Annotated in this window: 19 protein-coding genes; 9 read left to right on the top strand and 10 right to left on the bottom strand. The window is 57.3% G+C overall.

Translation table 11 applies throughout. From position 1 onward, the window contains the following. Positions 1 to 4: 4 nt before the first annotated feature. Genes KIN_RS06910 through paaI form a run of 3 tightly spaced genes read right to left on the bottom strand, consistent with a single transcriptional unit; the run spans position 5 to position 2331 of the window. A complete protein-coding gene (locus KIN_RS06910; protein WP_159805236.1) occupies positions 5 to 592 on the bottom strand; it encodes a TetR/AcrR family transcriptional regulator in 588 nt (195 codons plus the stop codon). Beyond that, a complete protein-coding gene (gene paaK, locus KIN_RS06905; RefSeq protein ID WP_159805234.1) occupies positions 593 to 1903 on the bottom strand; it encodes a phenylacetate--CoA ligase PaaK in 1311 nt (436 codons plus the stop codon). Continuing rightward, on the bottom strand, positions 1900 to 2331 hold the full coding sequence (gene paaI / locus KIN_RS06900; protein ID WP_159805438.1) for a hydroxyphenylacetyl-CoA thioesterase PaaI: 432 nt from the start codon (positions 2329 to 2331) through the stop codon (positions 1900 to 1902). The genes paaK and paaI overlap by 4 nt, the downstream gene beginning before the upstream one ends. A 75-nt stretch (positions 2332 to 2406) precedes the next feature. Between paaI and paaZ the strand changes: the two genes are divergently transcribed. The 6 genes from paaZ to KIN_RS06870 all read left to right on the top strand — a co-directional run bounded on the left by paaZ (position 2407) and on the right by KIN_RS06870 (position 10771). Next, on the top strand, positions 2407 to 4449 hold the full coding sequence (paaZ, locus tag KIN_RS06895; protein WP_159805232.1) for a phenylacetic acid degradation bifunctional protein PaaZ: 2043 nt from the start codon (positions 2407 to 2409) through the stop codon (positions 4447 to 4449). Between the two features lie 31 nt (positions 4450 to 4480). Continuing rightward, positions 4481 to 5251, top strand: a complete 771-nt coding sequence (locus tag KIN_RS06890) for a PaaX family transcriptional regulator C-terminal domain-containing protein (RefSeq protein ID WP_159805230.1) — start codon at positions 4481 to 4483, stop codon at positions 5249 to 5251. Positions 5252 to 5410: 159 nt separating this feature from the next. Continuing rightward, the gene (locus KIN_RS06885) at positions 5411 to 8764 is read left to right on the top strand and encodes an ExeM/NucH family extracellular endonuclease (RefSeq protein ID WP_159805228.1); all 3354 of its coding nucleotides are present in this window, start codon (positions 5411 to 5413) and stop codon (positions 8762 to 8764) included. 69 nt (positions 8765 to 8833) lie between these two features. Beyond that, entirely contained in the window at positions 8834 to 9361 is a 528-nt protein-coding gene (locus tag KIN_RS06880) for a VPLPA-CTERM sorting domain-containing protein (RefSeq protein ID WP_159805226.1), read from the top strand. A gap of 214 nt (positions 9362 to 9575) precedes the next feature. Continuing rightward, a complete protein-coding gene (gene aroQ, locus KIN_RS06875) occupies positions 9576 to 10016 on the top strand; it encodes a type II 3-dehydroquinate dehydratase (protein ID WP_159805224.1) in 441 nt (146 codons plus the stop codon). Further along, positions 10013 to 10771, top strand: a complete 759-nt coding sequence (locus KIN_RS06870; protein WP_159805222.1) for a LuxR family transcriptional regulator — start codon at positions 10013 to 10015, stop codon at positions 10769 to 10771. Before aroQ ends, KIN_RS06870 begins: the two co-directional genes overlap by 4 nt. A 326-nt stretch (positions 10772 to 11097) precedes the next feature. On the opposite strand, the gene KIN_RS06865 is transcribed toward KIN_RS06870, so the two are convergent. From KIN_RS06865 to KIN_RS06850, 4 genes are all read right to left on the bottom strand, one after another. Continuing rightward, positions 11098 to 11499 carry a RidA family protein gene (locus KIN_RS06865; RefSeq protein WP_159805220.1) on the bottom strand — a complete coding sequence of 134 codons (402 nt, stop codon included), beginning with the start codon at positions 11497 to 11499 and terminating at the stop codon, positions 11098 to 11100. A gap of 64 nt (positions 11500 to 11563) precedes the next feature. After that, positions 11564 to 12322, bottom strand: a complete 759-nt coding sequence (locus KIN_RS06860) for an ATP-binding cassette domain-containing protein (RefSeq protein WP_159805436.1) — start codon at positions 12320 to 12322, stop codon at positions 11564 to 11566. Positions 12323 to 12352: 30 nt separating this feature from the next. Continuing rightward, positions 12353 to 13465: an ABC transporter permease gene (locus KIN_RS06855; protein WP_159805218.1), complete on the bottom strand. Its 1113-nt coding sequence runs from the start codon at positions 13463 to 13465 to the stop codon at positions 12353 to 12355. A gap of 70 nt (positions 13466 to 13535) precedes the next feature. After that, a complete protein-coding gene (locus KIN_RS06850) occupies positions 13536 to 14486 on the bottom strand; it encodes a sugar ABC transporter substrate-binding protein (protein WP_159805216.1) in 951 nt (316 codons plus the stop codon). Positions 14487 to 14671: 185 nt separating this feature from the next. Here KIN_RS06850 and KIN_RS06845 point away from each other — a divergent pair, with 185 nt between their 5' ends. Continuing rightward, on the top strand, positions 14672 to 15676 hold the full coding sequence (locus KIN_RS06845; RefSeq protein ID WP_159805214.1) for a LacI family DNA-binding transcriptional regulator: 1005 nt from the start codon (positions 14672 to 14674) through the stop codon (positions 15674 to 15676). Here the strand turns inward: KIN_RS06845 and KIN_RS06840 are convergent. Genes KIN_RS06840 through KIN_RS06830 form a run of 3 tightly spaced genes read right to left on the bottom strand, consistent with a single transcriptional unit; the run spans position 15673 to position 18866 of the window. Next, on the bottom strand, positions 15673 to 16830 hold the full coding sequence (locus KIN_RS06840) for a Gfo/Idh/MocA family protein (RefSeq protein ID WP_159805212.1): 1158 nt from the start codon (positions 16828 to 16830) through the stop codon (positions 15673 to 15675). The two genes, KIN_RS06845 and KIN_RS06840, sit on opposite strands and share 4 nt — an antisense overlap. Before the next feature lie 15 nt (positions 16831 to 16845). Continuing rightward, positions 16846 to 17736: a sugar phosphate isomerase/epimerase family protein gene (locus KIN_RS06835; RefSeq protein WP_159805210.1), complete on the bottom strand. Its 891-nt coding sequence runs from the start codon at positions 17734 to 17736 to the stop codon at positions 16846 to 16848. A gap of 14 nt (positions 17737 to 17750) precedes the next feature. Beyond that, positions 17751 to 18866, bottom strand: a complete 1116-nt coding sequence (locus KIN_RS06830; RefSeq protein ID WP_159805208.1) for a Gfo/Idh/MocA family protein — start codon at positions 18864 to 18866, stop codon at positions 17751 to 17753. A gap of 122 nt (positions 18867 to 18988) precedes the next feature. On the opposite strand from KIN_RS06830, the gene iolD reads away from it, so the two are divergent. Continuing rightward, the gene (gene iolD / locus KIN_RS06825; protein WP_159805206.1) at positions 18989 to 20860 is read left to right on the top strand and encodes a 3D-(3,5/4)-trihydroxycyclohexane-1,2-dione acylhydrolase (decyclizing); all 1872 of its coding nucleotides are present in this window, start codon (positions 18989 to 18991) and stop codon (positions 20858 to 20860) included. After that, positions 20860 to 21840, top strand: a complete 981-nt coding sequence (gene iolC / locus KIN_RS06820) for a 5-dehydro-2-deoxygluconokinase (RefSeq protein ID WP_159805204.1) — start codon at positions 20860 to 20862, stop codon at positions 21838 to 21840. Before iolD ends, iolC begins: the two co-directional genes overlap by 1 nt. The last annotated feature ends 8 nt before the right edge of the window (positions 21841 to 21848 follow it).

Below are 21848 nucleotides of genomic sequence, written 5' to 3'. Positions count from 1 at the left end.
ACCTTCAAAGCCCGCTTAACCCATCCAGTGTGAGGGTGGTTACAGTTTCCGCATAGGCCGTCCGGTCTGCTGCGCTTGGCCCGCCCCACATGAAGTACCAGTTCAGCATTCCGAAAACGGCCATTGCTGTGCGGCGCTGTGCGCTTGGGTCTTCCATCAGCCGATGTGAGAGATCAGCAATTGTACGTGCCATACGCTGTACAATGTCTTTTTGCAGATTCTTCAGCTCGATCTGACGGTGCGTCGGCAGCACTTCAAAGCTGCCCATCTGTAGCCTGTGGGCGTCATCTGCGCCCTCATAAGCCGTCAGGATTTCTGAAATGATGTTGGAAAGCCGGACGCGCGGTTGGCTGGCCTCCGGCAGATTGTCCAAGCGGTCTCTTAAGCCTCGCAGGTGGGTATCGAGAATGTCGAAAAGCAGATCTTCCTTGCTCGCGTGGTAATGATAAATGGCCGCTTTTGATATGCCGCACGCCTTGGCCACCTGCGCCATACTGGCCCGATCATAGCCGTCTTTCGCAAACACCCGAGCGGCCTGCGACAGAATGCGATCCCGCTTTTCCCCGTGATCTCGCGCGATGGGGCGTGGCATCTATTGCTGTCTGCGGTTGTCGATGACCCGCTTTGCCTTACCCTCTGAACGGGCAGCTGTCCCGGGATCGCCGACATGAACATCGGCGCTTATCCCAATGATATCTTTTATCCTCTTAGACATCGTTGCGCCTGCCGTCGCCTTGGCTTCGGTGGTCGCTGCGCGCGGATCAGCTTCGACATGGACGCGCATCTGATCCATTGGACCATCTTTCCACAATTCGATCTGAAAGTATGGTGCGAGACCTTCGGTCGCCAAAAGTTGCTCTTCGATCTGCGTCGGAAACACATTGACCCCGCGGAGAATTATCATGTCATCTGCACGCCCCGTGATCTTTTCCATCCGGCGCATTGAACGGGCGGTCCCCGGCATCAATCGCGTCAGATCACGCGTTCGGTACCGGATCATAGGAAGCCCCTCTTTTGTCAATGTCGTGAACACCAACTCCCCGGTTTGGCCGTCTGGCACAGGCTCGCCGGTTTCGGGATCCACGATCTCGGGGTAAAAATGATCTTCCCAGATATGGAGACCGTCTTTGGTTTCCACGCACTCGTTGGCCACACCCGGTCCCAGAATTTCTGAAAGCCCGTAGATATCAACGGCGTGCATGTCGAACGCGTCTTCGACCTGTTTGCGCATGGCGTTTGTCCATGGCTCGGCCCCGAAAATTCCGACATTGAGTGAGCTTTCCTGCGGATCCAGTCCTTGCTTTTGAAACTCTTCCAGAATGTTCAGCATATAGGACGGCGTGACCATGATCGAGTCGGGTTTGAAGTCGTTGATCAAGGTTACCTGTCGTGGTGTCATTCCGCCGGACACTGGAACCACAGTAGCGCCAAGCCGTTCGATCCCGACATGTGCCCCGAGGCCGCCCGTAAATAGGCCGTAGCCGTACGCATTATGTACCATCTCGCCGGGACGCACCCCGGCAGCCCGCAAGGACCGTGCCACCATGTCCGCGAAGAGGTCGCAATCGCGGGCGGTGTAGCCAACGACCGTTGCTTTGCCGGTTGTCCCGGACGAGGCGTGGATGCGCTGGATCTGATCGCGCGGCACGGCAAATAGGCCAAACGGATAGTTCTTTCGGAGGTCATCCTTAACCGTGAACGGGAACTTCGAAAGATCCGACAACGCGCGCAAATCGTCCGGATGCACCCCGACTTCGTCAAAGCGTGCCTTGTACATCGGGACGTTTTCGTAAGCATGGCGGATGGACCATTGCATCCGCTTCAGCTGCAGGGCTTCGATCTCGTCGCGGGTGGCGCGTTCTATCGGCTCCAACTCGTCGGGTTTTGCGCCCAGGTCTTTCATATGCCCTCCTCAAAGACGTGGCCCTTTACGGCACGTGAAGCCCCGCGAAAAACTGCAATCGCGCGGCCATCTTCTGTTTTGACAGACACATCCGTGATCCCGCTGCGCCCCGACAAACCGACCTCTGTCGCCGTCGCGATCAGAGTGTCCCCTAGCCTTGCTGGGGCCAAATAACTGATCGTATTGTGTTGCGCGACCGTCGCCTGATTTCGGCTGTTGCATGCGAATGCAAAGGCGCTGTCCGCGAGGCTGAAGATGATCCCGCCGTGGCACATGCCGTGCCCGTTAAGGTGGTCTGATGCGACCGTGAGATGCAGAACTGCCCTGCCCTCATCAACCTCGACAATCTTCATGCCCAAAGCTTTCGATGCGGCGTCTTCCGCCCACATCGCATCGGCAGTGCGCATGGCCCGCGTCTTTGCGTCGATCTGTTCCATCTGCAAAACGCTTGCATAAACCGTCCAGTCGGTCAATTAATTATCCGACCCAGAGGGAGAGCTGTCATGACCATCCAATCTGTCCAGTCATTTGCCGCAGGACAATGGTTGGCGCCGGACAGCGGCGCGCGGCCGATCGAAAGCGCGCTGACGGGCCGTGTGATTGCCGAGGCGGGACGCTCTCACCTCGATGCTGGCGTGCTTCTTGAGCACGCAAAGACCGCGGGCGGTCCGACATTACGGGACATGACGTTTCATGACCGCGCGCGAATGGTGAAGGCGTTGGCGACCTATCTCAGTCAGCACAAACAGGCGCTTTATGATCTGTCTTATCACACGGGCGGGACGCTCAGTGACCACAAGATCGATATCGACGGTGGAATTTCGACCATGTTTGTCATTGCCTCCAAGGGGCGTCGAGAAATGCCGGATGCACGGGTCTATATTGATGGTGATGTTGAGTATCTTAGCCGAGATGGCAGCTTCCTTGGGCAGCACATTTGCACGCCACTGCAAGGGGTTGCCGTGCATATCAATGCGTTTAATTTTCCTGTCTGGGGCATGTTGGAGAAGCTCGCCCCGACCCTTTTGGCGGGTGTGCCCGCCATCGTGAAGCCTGCAACGGCGACCTGCTACGTGACGGAGGCCTGCGTACGGCTGATGCTTGAAAGCGGCCTTCTGCCACAGGGGGCATTGCAGTTCGTGGCGGGCGGTTTGGGCGACATGCTGGATTTACTGGGACCGCAGGATATTGTCAGTTTCACCGGTTCAGCGGAAACCGCGCTTAAGCTGCGTGGGCGGGCGAACATACTGGAAAACTCTGTTCGGTTTGTGGCGGAACAAGACAGTCTGAATGCATCCGTGCTGGGACCTGATGCCAAACCGGAAACGCCAGAGTTCTCTATTTTCATCAAGGAAGTGTGTCAGGAAATCACCGTGAAGGCCGGACAGAAATGTACCGCGGTGCGCCGCGTCTTTGTGCCTGACAGTCTTCTTGATGCCGTCGTCCACGCGTTGAAGCAGCGACTGAGCGAGGTCGTGATTGGTGATCCAAATCTGCACACCACGGGTATGGGGGCGCTGGTTTCTGCAAGCCAGAAGCACGATGTTCTGGACAAGGTGTCACAGATCAGCGCCGAGGCGGAGCGCGTCTTCGGGGACCCAAACGGTTTTGAGATCTCCGGCGACGACGTGCAGGACGGCGCATTTCTGCCGCCAATGTTGTTTCACTGTGCTGACCCTGATGCGGCGCGCAATGTGCATGACGTCGAAGCATTCGGACCGGTTTCGACTATAATGGGATACCGTGATCTGGATCATGCGATTGCACTTCTCAACCGCGGCAAGGGCAGCCTTGTTGCATCAGTCATAACCCGCGATACAGACGTTGCGCGCCAGCTCGCTCTTGGGTCTGCCGCGTGGCATGGTCGGCTCTACTTCAACAATCGCGACAGCAAAGACGCGGCCACGGGACATGGATCACCCCTACCCCACATGGTGCATGGTGGGCCGGGTCGTGCGGGCGGCGGCGAAGAACTGGGTGGCGTCCGAGGCGTCCTTCACTACATGCAACGCACCGCAATTCAGGGCAGCCCGGATATCGTTTCGGCCATCGCCGGGACATGGACAGACGGCAGTCGCGAAATCACCGAGGACACCCATCCGTTCACACGCACGTTCGAAGTCCTCAAGGTCGGCGAAACGCTTCACAGCGACAGCAGAACCGTCACATTGGACGACATCGAGACCTTCGCAAGATTTACCGGGGATACCTTCTATGCGCACATGGATGAGGACGCTGCCGCTGCCAATCCATTCTTTCCCGGCCGCGTGGCGCATGGCTACCTGTTGCTGTCTTTTGCGGCAGGTCTTTTCGTACAGCCCGACCCCGGACCGGTGCTTGCGAACACCGGGCTCGACAGGTTGCGGTTCATGAAACCTGTCGTACCGGGGGATAGCATCCAGGTCAGACTGACGGTCAAGCAGAAGACCAAACGTAATGATGAATATGGTGAGGTCCGCTGGGACGTCCGGCTCAGCAATCAGGACAATGAGACCGTCGCGACCTACGACCTTTTGACTATGAATGCGTATGCAGCTTCAAGCTGACGCCAGAACGACCGCCTCGTAGGGTAATAGAATGATTTTTACGGACTTGCCTGCGTTCTCCAGCTTGCCGCCGCTCAAGGTGTGGTCGGTGCTCGTGACTGCCTTCGGTGATCTCGCGATTGATGACGGCGCCACGCTGAGCGGGCCTGTCCTCAGCGCCCTGCTGGCGCCGCTTGGTATAAAGCAGGAGGCTGTGCGCACCGCTTTGCATCGCCTGAAGAAAGACAACTGGATCGTGTCCCGAAAAGAAGGCCGCGTTAGCCACTACAGCCTGACGGATCACGCTCGCGCGCAGGTTCGGCTGTTTCAGACACATGTCTACGCCCCGTCTGCAGCAAGTGAGGACGCCAAGTGGTACCTGATCGTCACCGAACCCGGCGCTGCGGATATCATCACAGGCGCCGTTCGGATCGGGCGCCGGATGTGGTTGCATACACAGATGCACACTGAGCAAATGGACGCTCTGGTTACACCCGTCGATGCGCAGGCTTTGCCTGGGTGGGTAACGGATGCCGCTTTGCAGCGTTTGGGCGCCGGGCATCAGACATTGTCCATTGCGCTCGACGCATTGGCTGAAGACTTTCCGGATCCAGGTGCACTGCCACCGTTTCAGGCTGCGTCACTTCGATTGCTGATCTTACACCAATGGCGACGGATCGCCCTGCGCTATCCGGTCGAGATCGAAACCCTGTTTTCCAGCGATTGGGCGGGGGCGCAATGCCGTCAAAAAGTCGTCTCATGGCTCTCGAAGTTGCCCCCGCCGGACCCCGAAACTTTCAGCATCCCGCGCCGTGCGACCTGACGTAGCGTGAAGATTTAACCTTTCGTTCGTTTTCCTTAACAAACCTGTTACACCTCCAAAATAGCCCTGTGCCGGGCTGCGTGGGGGCGTGTCTGGTGCTGTGATTTATACACAGCTGATGTCCCTACCTGCATATTATAACAAGAGGGTGGGACATCCATGAGACGAGATATATTTGCGAGTGATTTCAACGATTTTCTTGGTAATGGGTTCGGTGCGGAACCTGCGGTGGGTCAGCTAGACAGCGATCTTTGGTCAGTGGCTGGTTTCAATAGCGCGGCTGATCTTGCACGGGGTGCGACGACTGGCGGCGAGACGACAGGCGGTATCTACGCGCTCGAGCGCGAGGGCGATAATGCGCTCTGGATTCAACCCGGAGGCAGTGATTTCACCCCTGGAGCGTTGACCCTGACACTCGACACAGGCGAGACCGATCTGAGCGATGTCACGATCTCCTATGACCTCTTGTCTCTGAACAATACGGAGCGTGCGAATGCGCTCAATCTGTCCGTCTCAATCAACGGTGGCGCATTCATGGACATGGCGTCCTTTGTGACGCCTGAAGCCTCAAGTGATGCAGGTATCGAGATTGAAGCCTTCAGCGTGACGCTGCCTGGCACCCTGCCCGCTGGATCGACGCTGGTGCTCCAGTTCGAGGGCAACGATGTGTCCGGCTCGGGATCCCGCGATGAGTATGGTATCGACAACCTGGTGGTCGATGGTGAGATAGGCGGCGATGGCGGCGGCGGAAGCTCCGAGCTTTTTGTTGAGAGCTTCGAAGGCGAACCGGGGGTGACCTATACCCTGTCGGGTGCGTTCGATGATGGTGGCTTTGATTTCTTTGGTCGGTTCGCAGCCCCTGATCCGGCCAATGGTGCCCGTGATGATTTCAATCAGTTTGACGGAAATTTTGCGATCTACGCGCAAGACAATGACGGCGATGGCGGACCTGCTACCCAATCTATCGAAATTCCGAACGTTGATCTGACGGGCTACGCAGCGCCCACAGTCACGATGGCATTGGGTGCGCTAGATAGCAGTTCTTTTGACAACTACGAGGCCGGCGACGGAATTCGTGTCTTTGCCACGCTTGACGGTGGCGATCGGGTGCTTATCGGGCAGTTCCTGAACGACGGGACGCCCGGAAACCTGTTGCAGGACACAGACCTGTCCGGTTTTGGTGACGGCACGGTTTTGACTACATCGCTTCAGGATTTCACCTTTGATCTGCCTGAGGGTGACGTGCTCAGCCTTGAGATCGAACTGACCTCGAACGATGGGTTTGAACCGCTCGTGGTTGATAACGTGCGCATCGGCGATGACAGCGACGGTGGCGGTTCCGGCGGCGGGGATGGATCCATCGATGATGATCCGACCTTGATAAGTGCTGTACAGGGCGATGGTGATGACAGCCCGCTTGTCGGTGAGACAGTTGTCATCGAAGGCATCGTGACCGGTGATTTTCAGAACGGCGATGCGGATGAATTCCGCAATCTGGGCGGTTTCTTCGTAATGGAGGAGGTCGAAGACCGTGACGAAAACGATCTGACCTCTGAGGGTGTGTTTGCATTCGAGGACGGTGATTTCACAACCGATGTTTCTGCTGGTGACAAGGTGCGTGTCCTCGGCACGGTGGTCGAACGCTTTGGCAAGACGACCATAGAAGTCACAGAGGTCCGGATCGAAGAAGCCGCCGCGGCTGATCCGCTGTCGCTGGCTGTCAGCGTCGCGCTGCCGGACACCGACGTCCGGGAGGCTCTGGAGGGGATGCTGGTCACCATAGATGAGCCGCTGACATTCACAGAAACGTTCAACTACGAAGACTTCGGCGAGGCGACTCTGTCCACAGACGGACCTATCTATCAGTACTCCCAACTCAACACCCCGGATGCGGTTGGCAACGCGGCTTATCAAGAGGAAGTCGCGAACCGTTCGATCCTCATTGATGACGGTACGAACGGACGACGCGCTGATTTCTCCCCTATTACGGAGCCTGATGGCGATCTTTTCGATAATCCTGACGGACCTCGTATGGGCCAGGAATTGGAGCCGATTACCGCAATCTTCGACTACGATTTCAGCAACTATCGCCTGCGGCTTCCCGATGCCGCCGCTTTCGAAGTCCGCGAAGAAACCAACCCGTTCGAACCCGAGCCGTTGAGTGTCGGCAGCGACTATAAAGTGGCGTCGTTGAATGTGCTCAACTACTTCACCACGATTGACGGCACCACAGACAACGGCAGCAACCCGCGCGGTGCGGATTCCGCTGAAGAACTTGCCCGTCAGACCGACAAGCTGGTGACCACCATTCTCGGAATGGACGCGGATGTGATCGGCCTGATCGAGATGGAGAACGATTTCGAAGGCGAGGATGCGGCGATTGTACAGCTAGTCGCCGAGATCAACGCACGACTTGGGTCCGAGACGTGGGCCTATGTCGATCCGGGTCAGGAATTCGTAGGCGATGACGCCATTGCTGTCGCATTCATCTATGACACCTCCACGACCGCGTTGGTTGGCAGCATGTCGATCCTCGACACCCCCGAGTTTCTGGATCCTCTGGGTGACGAAACGTCCGGGGATGGGTTCAACCGCGCCGCTATCGCGCAGACGTTCGAAGAGATTGAAACCGGCGGCGAGTTCACTGCGTCCGTCAACCATTTCAAATCAAAAGGATCTCTCACCGGGGCGGCGGCAGACGAGGATCAGGGGGACGGCGCGGGCCGCAACAACGCGACGCGAACCGAAGCCGCGCGCGAACTGTCCGAGTGGCTCGCCACGGACCCGACCAATTCCGGCGATGATGATGTGATCATCTTGGGTGATCTCAACTCTTATGCGCGGGAGACGCCGATCACCACGCTTGAGGACGCGGGCTACACGGATCTGGCCCGGGCGTTTGAGGGTGACGACGTCTACTCCTACCGGTTCTCTGGCCAGATCGGCACGCTTGACTATGCGCTGGCCAATGAAAGCCTTCTTGATCAAGTCACAGGTGCAACGACTTGGAACATCAATTCCGATGCACCCGTTTTCTTCGACTACAATCTGGACGGCACGTTCGTAGATCCGCTGCGGCCGACGGATCAGGGTCTGTTTGACGGCAGTAGCCCGTCACGGGGATCTGATCACGACCCAGTGATCATTGGCCTCGACCTAGAAAGTGATGATCCAATCGTCCTGACAGGCACGACCGGCAATGACCGGATCAATGGGACTGACGCCGATGAGATCATTCAGGGTCTCGGCGGTCGTTTGGACAAAGTGCTTGGCGGCGGTGGCGCGGATACGTTCGTGTTCGGTGACATCGACGGTCGCCGCGACAGCTTGCGGATCCTCGATTTCAATGTCGACGAGGATATTCTCGACCTGAACGGGGCCGAGATTGCAGGCAGCCGCAGCCTTGGCAGCACGCTGCGCATAGCGCTCGAAGAGGATCGCGATGTGATCTATCTGAGTGGCGTAAGCGATATAGACCTGATCACCTTTGCAGACGACATTTTCACATCATGATCTGGGACTTGGGCGCGTCACCTATCGGCGCGCCCTGCCCTTCTTACCAGTGTATCAAAGGACCTACCCATGACTATTCTTAAACCCATCCTCGTCGCGGCGTCTTTTTTGCTGCCTACGGCCGCCACGGCGGCGCCCGTCACGATCTTTGAAAGCCTCAACGAGTTTGTATTTCTTGACGGCGGCTTCGCAGATTTCGTGGACTCCGATACAGATGGCGATGGCATAACAATTTCCGCGTCCGGTGGCACAGACCTCGATGGCACAACGTTTGCGGAACTCTTCGTATCGAGTGACGAGAGCGATGATCCTTTGCTTGAAAGCTTCACACTTCTGGATGTGACATTCGATTTTGTTGAAGGCGGTGAAGACACCCTGACCGCTATTTATGGAGACTTAAGCGGAACGGCGGCGGATCTTTTCGGACCAACGGCCACAGCGATCTTCAGTTTCTTCGAGGAGGATGCAGAGGACGGTTTCTTCACAGCCTCCGCGCGAATTGTTGCGGATGAGGTCAATGTCATTCCCGTGCCTGCGAGTCTTCCTTTGCTTCTTGTCGGTGTGGCAGGATTGGCTGCACTTCGCCGTCGCACCTGAAAATTTTGGCAAAGCGCGGGGCGGCCCAGTTGGGGCGCCCTAAAGCTGCCGATTCTTGCCAAAATCGACGACAGGGAATGCGACGTTTACGTCAGTTGACCTTACGGCAACTTTTCGCCATTTTTCGGTGCGTCAAATGGAAGATTTGCGCTGTACTGGGTCTCGACAAAGGCTGCTCATAGGGCTACGCAGAATCTGGTGAAAAGGAAACTTCATGCCATCTCTGCTTATTCTGAACGGCCCGAACCTTAATTTATTGGGGTTACGGCAACCTGAAGTATACGGAAGCGTCACGCTTTCGGATATCGAAGAGGTGTGTCAAGCACGCGCTTCGGCCCTTGGTTTTGACATGACGTTTTTTCAGTCAAATCACGAAGGCTTGCTGGTTGATGCCATCCACGATGCCCGCGGCACCCATGACGGGATTGCTTTGAACGCAGGTGCGTTCACGCATACCTCGATTGCTTTGATGGATGCGATCACGTCGGTTGAATTGCCCTGCGTCGAAGTCCATCTGTCCAATATCCACGCACGCGAAGAATTTCGCCATCGCTCTTACATAGCGCCAGTTGCATTGGGTCAGATCTGCGGTTTTGGGGCGCAGAGCTACCTTCTGGCGATTGACGCGTTGGCAAGTCATTTGGGACAGCTATGACGATCACGGAACTTATGTCGAAACTGGCGGAAGCCGACGCGATCGAAGACGCATGGGCCATGCACACCGAAAAGATGGACGAGTATGGCTTTGATCGGCTTATCTACGGCTATACGCGGTTTCGGACAGGTGCGACGCTCGGTGATTTGCAGGATGCGTTGATCCTGACCAATCACGATCCGGAATATGTCGACATCTTCGTTGGCGAAGGCATGTATTTCAAAGGTCCTATGGTTGCTTGGGCTGCAGAAAACGTAGGTGCATGCAGCTGGCGCGTTATTTTGGAACAGATGCAGTCCGGAAAGCTTGGCACGGACGAGATGGAGGCGATGGCCGTAAATGCCCGCATGGAGGTCACGGCAGGATACACCATCAGCTTCCACGATGTATCATTGCGGGCCAAGGGGGCAATTGGGATGACCGCACGCCGGGGCCTGACGCAAGCCGACGTTGACGCCATCTGGGCCGAGCATGGGGCCGATATTGAGCTGGTAAACAAGGTGATGCACCTGAAGGTCACGCAACTGCCTCACACGACAGGTCAACGCCGCAAACTGACCAAGCGCCAGCGTGAAGTTCTGGAATGGGTGGCGGACGGCAAAACCATTCAAGACACTGCAACGATCATGGGCCTGAACCCCGCCACGGTGGAAAAGCATCTGCGCCTTGCACGGGAGTCTCTCGACGTCGACACGACAGCGCAGGCAATTTTGAAGGCATCATCTCAGAACCAGTTCTTCCTGATCGAAAGATAAACTGGGAAGTTTAGGCAGTTGCCATTTCCGTTAAGGGTATGGAAACGCTTACTTTGAAATTTCTGTGAGCTACGGCATCGTTAAACCGTTCCGTGAGTGGTGGCATTTGCCATGGGACTTCAACCGGGGGCGTGCACTTGCAATTTCAAGTCGTGTGTCTTTCGGGCCGGTTTATCCGGATTGTTGGTTTCTGTGATTATAGTCCCACAGATGACCAACTTACATTTCGCTTGCCCGTCATCCCCAGCGCGGGTCTGGAATGGAAACGGTGCAGAGGTCGCTCTCTGCACCGTTTTTTCTTGCGAAGAAGATCGGTATCTTTGGCGTTACTCAGATGGGCGTCTTGCGATCAGATCGATCTCAACTAGGGCACCGACTGCCAGGCCTGTCACACCAATACAGGTTCGTGCAGGCAATTTCTCGGGCTGAAAATAGGTCTGATAGGTCGCATTCATCGCTGCGTAGTCCCGCTCAAACTCTGTGATATAGACGCGGACTTGCAGCGCATTCTCCAGCGTCAGTCCGATAGCGTCCAAGACGATGATAAGATTGTCCATCACCCGCCGTGTCTGTGCCTCAATCCCTTTGGGCAACGGTTTTTCTGGATCGTCGGGCCACGTGGGCATCTGTCCCGTGACAAAGACCCATCCGTCGATCTCTGTGGCGTGAGAGAACGGTGCGACCTTTTGTGGTGCCGCGTCCAAGGTGTGGTAGATTTGGTCCGACATGCTCAGTTCCTTGTCCGGTTCGAACACAGGATGTCTGTGGGCGATCTGGGGTCAATCAAAAAGACTAAACCGTCCCGCCGAGCGAACCTTCCAATGCGACAAGTTCCTGACCGCCGGCCATCATGTCTTGCAGTTCTTCGGGCGTGATTTCGCCGCGCTTGGCGGTCCCAAGTGTCTTGCCCCGGTTGAGCACCGTAAAGCGGTCGCCCACTGCCATCGCATGGCGCACATTATGCGTGATGAAGACCACTGCGACGCCGGTCTTGCGCACCTTGTCGATTGTAGACAGCACATTGGCAGTCTGCCTGACCCCAAGTGCCGAGGTCGGCTCGTCCAGAATAAGAACCTTCGCCCCGAAATGAACCGCTCTGGCGATCGCCACGGTCTGCCGTTCGCCCCCAGACAAGGTTCCTACGGCCTGATCTGGCCCGCGTAGGTTGATCCCCATTTTTTTCATTTCTTCCATCGTCACACGGTTCGCGAACTCATGGTCAAAGAGCTTCAAGGGACCGACCCGCTTCAAAGGCTCGTTGCCCATGAAAAAATTACGGCTGACGGACATCAGCGGGATCATTGCCAGATCTTGATAGACCGTCGCGATGCCAGCGGTGATTGCATCCCGCGGGTCGTCGAACTGCATCTCTGCCCCTTCAAACAGGATCTCGCCCCGTGTCGGTTTGTGCACACCTGACATCGTCTTGATGAACGTCGACTTCCCCGCCCCGTTATCACCCAGAAGGCAGTGGCACTCGCCCGGGTGGACGTCAACAGACACGCCTGCCAGCGCAATGACGCTGCCGAAATGCTTTTCAATGCCTTTCATCTGCACAATGGGCGTTTGTGTCTCGGCCACCTAGCGCTCCCCCGTGATGAGGCGACGGATATAAGTGTTCAGGATCACCGCCAGCAGCAAAATAACGCCCAGAAAAACACGAAAGAGCGAGCTTTCCACACCTGCAAAAAACAGCCCTTGCTGCACTACCCCGAAGATCAGTGCACCAAGTGCGGCCCCGATCACGGAGCCGTAGCCACCGGTCAGAAGAGCGCCACCAATGACCACAGCAATGATCGCTTCGAACTCCTTCAGCATTCCCCTGTCCGAGGCGGCCGATCCGAATTCGGTCACCTGGCAAACGGCAAACACCGTGGCGCAGAAGGCGGTGAACATGAACAACAGGATCTTTACCCGATTGACTGGCACACCCACATAGCGCGCGGCTTGGGCGTCCCCGCCAGCCGCAAAAATCCAGTTGCCGAACCGGGTGCGGGTCAAAAGGATATGCCCAAAAATGATGATGCCGAGCGCCCAGACCATGAGCATTGGAATGCCTTCGACCACGGGCTTGCCCTGAAGGTTGCCACGCGTGAATGTGCCGATAATCCCCTGATCGCCAAGCCACTGAAAAATGGGCTGGCCGATCTTGGCGCCAAAGAGCGATGCCAGCCAATCCCCCTCCGCGGCCTCTTTGATCCCACCGATATTGGTTTTCCGCTCAACAGTCTGTGGAATAAAAATCGAAAACCCACGCAGGATGAAGAGCGTGGCAAGCGTGACGATGAAGCTGGGTAGTCCCGTCCGGACGACGATGAGGCCATTGATTGCGCCCAAAGTCATGCAGATCACGAAAGTCAGCAATATGGCGATCCACATGGGCCAGCCCAACGTGACCCCGAAGATTGCAACCATCATGCCAGCGAACCCGATCATGGATCCGACGGACAGATCAAACTCACCCGCGATCATCAGCAGGCACGCACCCACCGCGATGATCATGAACTGCGCCGACACCGTGGCCCAATTCATGACGCCCTGAGCCGCAAACATTCCGCTGTTGCCTGCGAGCAGCAGAAAAAACGTGAACACCGCGACTGTGCCGACAATGCCACCAAGTTCGGGTCGGATCAGGGCGCGACGCAGTGGCGAGATATCCCGGACGCGTTCGTCGCTGTCTGTAGTTGCAGACATGTCAGGGTGTTCCTTGAATGCTGTAGGAATACGCGGCCCGACGAAGCCGGACCGCTATCGTCCGTGTCGCCTAGCGGTATTCGCCAGCGAATTCCTCAACCTTGCCCAGAGCATCCTTGGTCACAAATCCGGGGCCTGAGTTGATGTTGTTGCCCGGCAGAACGCCGTAGCGGTCATAATTCGTCAGGACCACAACAGGCAGATAAGCCTGCAGGAACGGCTGTTGGTCGATACCCCAATTGATCGTGCCTGACTTGATCGCCTTCACAATCTCGGTGCCCAGATCGAAGGTGCCGAAGTAGATATCACCGGCAATGCCCATCTCCTCGACCGCAAGAATGGTGGGGTCGGCGGATGTCGGGCCCAATGTGAGGATCGCATCGGTTTCCGGATTGGCTGTCAGATAGGCGATGACGCGGTTCTTGATCTCAGCCGGGTCCTGGCCGCTGTCGATCATGCTGCTGCCCAGATCGACGCCCAGACCGTCCGCAAAGCCGCGGCATCTTTCCGCCACGACGGTGTTGGAGATCACGTGGTTCACGCAGACAAAGCTTTCGACACCGTCGCGCTTGGCCCGCTGACCCGCGGCAAGGCCCGCGTCGTATTCCGGCTGGCCCACAAACATCAACGCACCCACTTCGGCAACCTGTTCTGGCGTGCCAGAATTCATGATGATGACGTTGATCCCTTGATCGACAGCGGATTTGATCGGGCCACTCAGAACATCGTAGTCCGCAAGCGTCGTAATAATTCCGTTCGGCCCTGAGGCGGCGGCCTGTTCGATGATCCGCGCCATGTCCGCCAGATCGCCGGTCGGTGGGTTGCGATACTCGACCTCAACATTCATTTGCTCGCCCGCAAGCGCGATGCCGTTCTTGATGGTGTTCCACCAGCTGTCGCTGTCCGGTGCATGGCTTACAAGGACATAGCGCTCACCTTCGGCCGCAGCGGTGGTGGCCGTCAGAACAGGCGCAGCGAGAGCGACCGCGGAAAGTGCGATCGTTTTGAGCAGTGATTTCATGATTTCCTCCCATGGACTTCATCAGAGCGGCCCTTCTGCCGGGTGTTGCCCGCCCCTTACCGCATCGTATGCACGAATCGTAGTTTTTTGCAACCGGTTGCAAATCTCTGGGTAATTGCTCATGGTTGTTGATGACAAAAATCGATATGTGCATGCCGGGAACGAAATGAAGGATACGCATTGCAATGACTGTAACGCTTAAAGAGGTTGCCCTTCGGGCGGGCGTGTCGCGATCTGCGGTGTCGCGCACCTTCACAGCAGGGGCATCGGTTTCGGAAAAGACACGGCGGAAGGTTGAGAAAGCGGCGGGCGAGCTTGGATACACGCCAAGCGCTCTTGCATCAGCGCTCAGCACTGGACGTACAAAGCTGATCGGGCTGGTGTCTAACAACTTCCACAACCCGATTTTCCTCGAAGTGTTTGATCTGTTCACGCGCGGCTTGCAGGATCGCGGTCTGCGCCCTCTTCTTGTGAACCTTTCTGATGAGACCGATCCGCAGACCTCCGTCCGGATGCTGCGTCAGTATTCAGTTGACGGCGTGATCGTCGCCTCTTCGACTCTGCCGCCAAGTTTCGCAAAGGCGTTCAAGGACGCGGGCGTCCCCGTAGTGCATTCCTTCGGGCGGTCCTCGACCGCGCCTGAGGTCCATGTAGTCGGTATCGACAACGTACAATGTGGTCGAATGGCCGCACAAACTTTGCAAGCGCGTGGCTACTCGGACGTTGCTTTTCTTGGTGGGCCAGAGGCCGCGACCTCGACACAGGACCGTCTTGCGGGCTTTTCAGACGAAATGTCAAAGCGGCCTGATATAAATCTGAGTATAAGCTTTGCGACTGCCTATTCATTTGACGCTGGCCGGGCCGAGATGCAGCGGCTCCTGCGCGATCACCACAAAGCACAGGCCTACTTCTGTGGCGACGATGTCTTATCGATTGGGGCTTTGAGCGCGGTTGCTGACGCTGGGCTTACCGTGCCGGATGATATCGGCCTGATCGGCCTCAACGATATGGAGATGGCCGGATGGGAAAACATCAACCTGACGACCATCCGTCAACCGATTGCAGAGATTATAAACTCTTCCATCGAACTGGTTGTTGCGACAGTTGACAAGCCGGATCGCTACCCCGAAGCTCGGCTGTTTCCCTGTCATATCATTGAGCGTGGCACACTTAAGGCAATCGCGTCCTAGCGAAACATCGGCGGGCGCGCGTCGACCCATTGACCTTCAGATTGACCTGACTGTGCAACCGCAAAGACCGCAGCCATAGACCGCAGCCCATCTTCTGCCCGTGGATACAGGTCCGCCGCCGGGTCGATGTCCCGCCCGTTTTTCCGCGCGTGGATCGCTTCGGCCAGATCCTTGTAGATGTTAGCAAAAGCAAGCGGCATCCCTTCGGCATGTCCAACGGTGACGCGGCTCGTGCGGTCGGCTTCCGGGGACAACCCCCCTTCCCCGCGTTCTATTACCTGAAGCCGCTTCCCAATTGGCATGTGATAAAGCTGGTTCGGCTGTTCCTGAGACCATCTCAAACCACCCTTTTCCCCGAAAACCTGCAGGGTCAGCCCATGTTGGCGTCCAATGGCGATCGAAGATGTCCAAAGACGCCCGACAGTGCCGCCTGACATGCGGAAATTGACCATCGCATCGTCTTCCAGCACGCGGCTTTTTATGCAGGACACAGTGTCTGCCGACAGTCTCTCAATGTCCTGTCCTACGACAAAACTTGCCATATGCATCGCGTGGATACCGCAATCGGCAAACTGCGCAGAGACGCCAGCCTGAGCCGGATCGTACCGCCAGCGAACCCTTGGATTGTCCGCATCTGTCGCATCCGCATGATGGCCGTGGGCAAACTCGGCAACCACGACCCGGACATGCCCCAGATCACCACGCGAAACCATGGCCCGCATGTGACGCACCAGCGAATATCCCGTGTATCCGTAGTTCACCGCGCAGATCTTTCCGGTGGACTGGCTGAGCTTCACGATCTCCTCACCTTCTTCCACGGTCATTGTCATGGGCTTTTCACAGAGCACGTGAAATCCGCCCTCAAGAAAGGCTTTCGTGATTTCAAAATGCGTCGCATTCGGTGTGGCAACGGTCACAAGATCAACTGCATCCGCGCGACCGCGTTCACCCTCAAGCATCTCGCGCCAGTCACCGTATGACCGGTCAGGTGTCAGGCCCAAAGTCTGCCCATAGGCCCGTCCGGCGGACGGTCTGTGATCCAGCGCACCAGCGGCAAAGATGAAGGCACCGTCAAGGCCAGCGCCCAGCCTGTGTGCCGGGCCGATCTGGCTGCCTTCACCGCCGCCGATCATGCCCCAATTCAGTCGCTCCATAGTTGATGTCCTTGATCAAAAGCCGATGGATTGCAGATAGGCGCGGTTTGCCTTTGCGTCGGCCATGGGATTGACGTCGAGCGTTGGATCGCAGTCCTGCTCGACCGTGCACCAGCCGTTAAATCCGGCATCTCGCAGAACGTCGCGGATAGCAGGAAAATCGACGTCACCTTGCCCCAGATTGCAAAAAATGCCCTGTCCACATGCGTCGTAGAATCCGGTGCGATTGGCAATCGCCTGTGCCTTTACCCGCGGGTCGATGTCCTTGAAATGCATGTAGCTGATCCGGTCCATATGCCGCGTCATTAAAGCAACTGGATCGAAACCCGCGTAGGAGTGATGGCCCGTATCAAAACATATCTTCAGGATGCTCTCATCGACCTCTGACAGGAGCCGCTCTAGCTCCGGCTCGAAATCAATAAAGCCAGCCGCGTGGGCATGGATCCCGACGGTCAGCCCGTATTCTTCGGCTCCAATCGTCGCGATCGCCGCAATGCGATCTCGAAACGCCGACCACTCTGTTTTGCTCATCTGTTCGGCCTCTTCGGCGCGCCCGGCTGTCGGCGCACGGCGGGGGGAGATCGAGTCGATCAAAACCAGATGCTGCGCCCCGTGGGCTGCCAATGCCTTGCAGGTGCGCACTGCGCCATCCATCACGTCATCCCACAGAGCGGGATCGTGAAAGGCCCTAAAGACAACCCCGCCTATCAGGGTCAGATCATATTCCGAAAGCGCGTCAGACAGGACGGCCGGGTCCTCGGGCATGAACCCCACCGGACCCAGCTCAATGCCCTTGTAACCGGCCGCAGCGCAGTCTTTCAGAACATCTCGCCAGTTGGGATTGCGGGCGTCATTCGCAAATTCAACACCCCACGAACAGGGCGCGTTGCCAATCTTGATGGTCATAAGATCCTGTCCTTTCAAACGGCGGAGACGTTCAGCCAGCCCTGTTTTTTTGAAGACTCAAAAGCCGCGGCGATCACTTGATTGACCTCCATACCGTCGCGGAATGTGGGCCAGACTGGCTTGCCTGTTTCGATGGCCTTGAGGAAATCCCGCGCTTCAATGGTAATCTGGTCCTGATACCCTGTGCCGTGGCCCGGTCCCTGACAGAAGGCCGCATAATCCGGATGCTCCGGACCGGTTAAAATCTTGGTGAACCCCCGTCTTTCCGCCGGACTGCTAGCGTCGTAGAGCCAGAGGGCATTCTGATCCTCTTGGTCAAATCGAAGTGCGCCCTTGGTTCCGTGGATCTCGTAGGCGTAGCCCATCTTTCGACCTGTCGCGATGCGGCTGAAGTAGAGATGTCCCATTGCCCCGCTTTCAAACCGACACATCACCTGGCCATGGTCATCATTCGTCACGTCCACCGCGCCCTGATCCCCGGGACGGCTCTTGTGTACGGTCTCAACCTCTGCGCAGAGGCTCTTGATCGGGCCGATCAGGGCCAGCGCCGCATTGATCATATGCGGCGCCAGATCGCCCATGGTGCCGTTTGACACGCCCTTTGTGCGCCATGTGGCGGGCTCCGCTGGATCCGCCAAGAAGTCTTCCGTATGTTCCCCGCGAAACCACGTGATTTGGCCGAGTGCGCCGCCTCTGATCAACTCCCGTGCGTATTGGGTTGCAGGCGTTCGGACGTAGTTGAACCCGACCATATTTGCGACACCCGCCTGGTCTGCTGCCGCGACCATCGCACGGCTGTCGTCCAACGTGGCGCCAAGCGGCTTTTCGCAGAAGACCGGTTTCCCGGCGGCAAAAGCAGCCTCCGCGATCTCGCGATGAGTTTCTTGGGGGGACGCGACGACGATCGCTTCGATAGCAGCATCCCGGACGAGCTTGCGCCAATCATCGGTCGCGCGCGCAAAACCATAAGCCGCACGGTATGTTTCAGCGGACGTCGCGGTGCTTGCGCAGATCATTTCAAGATGAGGTCGAAAATTGGTGTCAAAAAGCGCGCCGACAGCCGAGAACGCAACCGCGTGGGCTTTGCCCATATAGCCGCCGCCGACAATTCCGATGCCGATCTGCGGCATGGCGCTCTCCCAATCCGAAATACGGTTTGCAACCGGTTGCAAATCTTGTATCGTCGGATTCGACCATTCGCAACCTGCAATTGACTTTTACGCTGTTGATCGAGAGGGCATCGGGGGAGCAGATGAGCGCGAACCAGACAACACTTCGCCTGACAACTGCGCAGGCCATCGTCCGTTTTCTGGCGAACCAGTTTATCGAGATTGATGGCGCTGAAATTCGCGTGTGTGGTGGTGGGTTTGGTATCTTTGGTCATGGCAATGTGCCGTGCCTTGGTGAAGCGCTCTACGATGTGCAAGACATCCTACCGCTCTATCGTGGCCAGAACGAACAAAGCATGGGCTTTGCCGCGGCGGCCTACAGCAAGTATCACCTGCGCCGCCGTTTCATGTTTTGCACGGCATCGGCAGGTCCAGGCACAGCCAACTTGCTGACCGCTGCAGCCTTGGCCCATGCCAACCGCTTGCCCATGCTCATGCTGTGTGGGGATACTTTCTTGACCCGCCTGCCCGACCCCGTGCTGCAGCAGCTTGAGCATTTTGGTAACCCGACGTTGGGTCTGAATGACGCCTTCAAAGCAGTGACGCGATACTGGGACCGGATCACCCATCCGGCCCAGATTATCCAGTCGCTACCTGCCGCGCTGGCAACGATGCTTGATCCCGCGGACTGCGGGCCAGCCTTTCTGGGGCTGCCACAGGACGTTCAGGGCTGGGCTTGCGAGTACCCTGAGGTCTTTTTCGAAAAGCGGGTCCATCGCATTCGCAGGATCACGCCTGACGCCGCCGAGATCGCAGATGCCGTGAGCCTGCTTAAGTGTGCGCAACGCCCGATGATTATTGCCGGTGGCGGCGTACAGTACTCTGACGCGGTGGCTGACCTGACCGCTTTCGCCGAAACGCACCAGATCCCCGTGGTCGAGACAATTGCAGGTCGCGCCAATTTACTCAGCACCCATCCACTCAACATCGGTCCGCTTGGTGTTACAGGCTCGAACAGCGCAAACGCAATCGCTGAGACAGCCGACGTCATCTTGGCCGTGGGAACACGATTGCAGGACTTCACCACAGGTTCGTGGACGGCATTCGCGGCAGACGCAAAATTCATCGCCCTGAATGCGGCACGCCATGACGCGGGCAAACATATGGCTTCTCCCGTGGTCGGGGACGCTAAGCTGGGGTTGACCGAATTGGCAAAGGCGCTTGAGGGCTATGCCGCGCCGCAGGAATGGACCACCAAAGCCCGTGCGCAGCGGGCGGATTGGGATGCGTATGTCGCCAAGAATGTCAGCAGCGGGAACCGGCCAAATTCCTATGCGCAGGCCATTGGTGTTGTGAATGATCTTTGCGACCCGCGAGACAGGATCGTTACCGCTGCCGGAGGCTTGCCTGCCGAGGTAACTGCAAACTGGCGAACGCTTGATATCGGAACTGTGGATGTTGAGTTTGGATTTTCGTGCATGGGGTACGAGATTGCAGGCGGTTGGGGTGCACGGATTGCGCAATCTGAGAAAGAGCCGGAACAGGACACGATCGTGTTTGTGGGGGACGGCTCGTATCTTCTCATGAACTCGGACATTTATTCTGCGGCGCTCACGGGCAAGAAGTTGATCATTCTGGTGCTCGACAATGGTGGCTTTGCGGTCATCAACAAGCTGCAAAACAACACTGGGGCCGAAAGCTTCAACAACCTGATTACGGATTCCCCCACCGTTCCCGAGCCTTTTGCCGTCGATTTTGAGGCGCATGCGGCGGCGATGGGCGCGGTCGCCCAGACAGTCTCCAACCCGTTAGAGCTTGGGGAAGCGTTCAAAAAAGCCAAGGCAAGCGACAAAACCCATGTGATCGTGATGCAGGTCGACCCATACGAGGGCTGGACAGCCGAGGGTCACACATGGTGGGAGGTCGGCACACCGGAAGTCTCTGACAAACCTGCCGTGCGCGCGGCCCATGAGGACTGGGAAGCCACGCGCTCAAAGCAGCGGAAGGGTGTCTGATGGCCGACTTGTCCCGCCTCGAGTCTAACACCTTTCTGATCATCGGGCGTGCGGGCATGGACATTTATCCGGATCCGCCCGGCACCCGGACGGAGGACGCGACACATTTCTTCACTTGCCTTGGTGGATCATCGGCAAATATCGGCGTGGCAATTGTAAAGCAGGGCGGCAAAGCGGCCCTCGTCACCTGCGTTGCCGATGATGCGATTGGACGGTTTTGCATCAACCAACTGGATCTCTACGGGATTGACCGGGCTCATGTTCGGTCTGTTGGCGGTGAGGCGCGCAACTCACTGGCTGTCGTTGAAAGCCGCATCGAAGATCATCAGTCTGTCATTTATCGAAATGGCGCGGCTGACTTTGAAATGACCGTCGCCGATGTTGAGGCCGTGGATTACACAAAATTCTCCGCACTCATCACAACCGGCACGGTTTTCGCGGCGGAGCCGTCCCGTTCTGCCGCTTTTCGTGCGTTCGAGCTTGCGCGCGGGGCAGGCTTGCCGTTGATCTTTGATATCGATTACCGCCCCTACAGTTGGCCGTCGGCAGAGGTCGCGGCGGATGTATATTCCCGCGCCGGTAGCCTGTGTGACATCATTATCGGCAACGACGTCGAGTTCGGGTTTATGGCAGGTGCATATGAGAAGGGGTTGGATAAGGCCCGCGCCCTTGTCGCCAATGGCGCGCAGATCGCTATCTACAAGATGGGCGAAGACGGCTCGGTTACGATCACGCCGGATCGCGAGTTCCGCTCCGGGATCTACGCAACCGATGCGCTCAAGCCTACGGGCGCAGGCGACAGCTTTATGGGTGGTTTCGTTGCGGCCCTGGCCTGCGGGCGGTCACTTGAAGAGGCCATTAATCGCGGCTCGGCGTCAGCCGCCATGGTTGTTGCCCGCGTTGGCTGTGCCCCTGCGATGCCCACCACTGCCGAACTGGACGACTTCCTGCAAACCCACGCCGGACCAAGCGCGGCCTGAGAGGACAC

Source organism: Litoreibacter roseus (genome assembly GCF_009811795.1).
GTDB classification, from domain to species: domain Bacteria; phylum Pseudomonadota; class Alphaproteobacteria; order Rhodobacterales; family Rhodobacteraceae; genus Litoreibacter; species Litoreibacter roseus.
Note: the sequence above shows the minus strand (reverse complement) of the source record. Positions and strands in the feature narration are given on the sequence as shown.

Coding starts and splice junctions, on each gene's coding strand:
- KIN_RS06910 (WP_159805236.1), bottom strand. CDS start 592: ATGCCACGCCCCATCGCGCGAGATCACGGGGAAAAGCGGGATCGCATT.
- paaK (WP_159805234.1), bottom strand. CDS start 1,903: ATGAAAGACCTGGGCGCAAAACCCGACGAGTTGGAGCCGATAGAACGC.
- paaZ (WP_159805232.1), top strand. CDS start 2,407: ATGACCATCCAATCTGTCCAGTCATTTGCCGCAGGACAATGGTTGGCG.
- KIN_RS06890 (WP_159805230.1), top strand. CDS start 4,481: ATGATTTTTACGGACTTGCCTGCGTTCTCCAGCTTGCCGCCGCTCAAG.
- KIN_RS06885 (WP_159805228.1), top strand. CDS start 5,411: ATGAGACGAGATATATTTGCGAGTGATTTCAACGATTTTCTTGGTAAT.
- KIN_RS06880 (WP_159805226.1), top strand. CDS start 8,834: ATGACTATTCTTAAACCCATCCTCGTCGCGGCGTCTTTTTTGCTGCCT.
- aroQ (WP_159805224.1), top strand. CDS start 9,576: ATGCCATCTCTGCTTATTCTGAACGGCCCGAACCTTAATTTATTGGGG.
- KIN_RS06870 (WP_159805222.1), top strand. CDS start 10,013: ATGACGATCACGGAACTTATGTCGAAACTGGCGGAAGCCGACGCGATC.
- KIN_RS06865 (WP_159805220.1), bottom strand. CDS start 11,499: ATGTCGGACCAAATCTACCACACCTTGGACGCGGCACCACAAAAGGTC.
- KIN_RS06860 (WP_159805436.1), bottom strand. CDS start 12,322: ATGAAAGGCATTGAAAAGCATTTCGGCAGCGTCATTGCGCTGGCAGGC.
- KIN_RS06855 (WP_159805218.1), bottom strand. CDS start 13,465: ATGTCTGCAACTACAGACAGCGACGAACGCGTCCGGGATATCTCGCCA.
- KIN_RS06850 (WP_159805216.1), bottom strand. CDS start 14,486: ATGAAATCACTGCTCAAAACGATCGCACTTTCCGCGGTCGCTCTCGCT.
- KIN_RS06845 (WP_159805214.1), top strand. CDS start 14,672: ATGACTGTAACGCTTAAAGAGGTTGCCCTTCGGGCGGGCGTGTCGCGA.
- KIN_RS06840 (WP_159805212.1), bottom strand. CDS start 16,830: ATGGAGCGACTGAATTGGGGCATGATCGGCGGCGGTGAAGGCAGCCAG.
- KIN_RS06835 (WP_159805210.1), bottom strand. CDS start 17,736: ATGACCATCAAGATTGGCAACGCGCCCTGTTCGTGGGGTGTTGAATTT.
- KIN_RS06830 (WP_159805208.1), bottom strand. CDS start 18,866: ATGCCGCAGATCGGCATCGGAATTGTCGGCGGCGGCTATATGGGCAAA.
- iolD (WP_159805206.1), top strand. CDS start 18,989: ATGAGCGCGAACCAGACAACACTTCGCCTGACAACTGCGCAGGCCATC.
- iolC (WP_159805204.1), top strand. CDS start 20,860: ATGGCCGACTTGTCCCGCCTCGAGTCTAACACCTTTCTGATCATCGGG.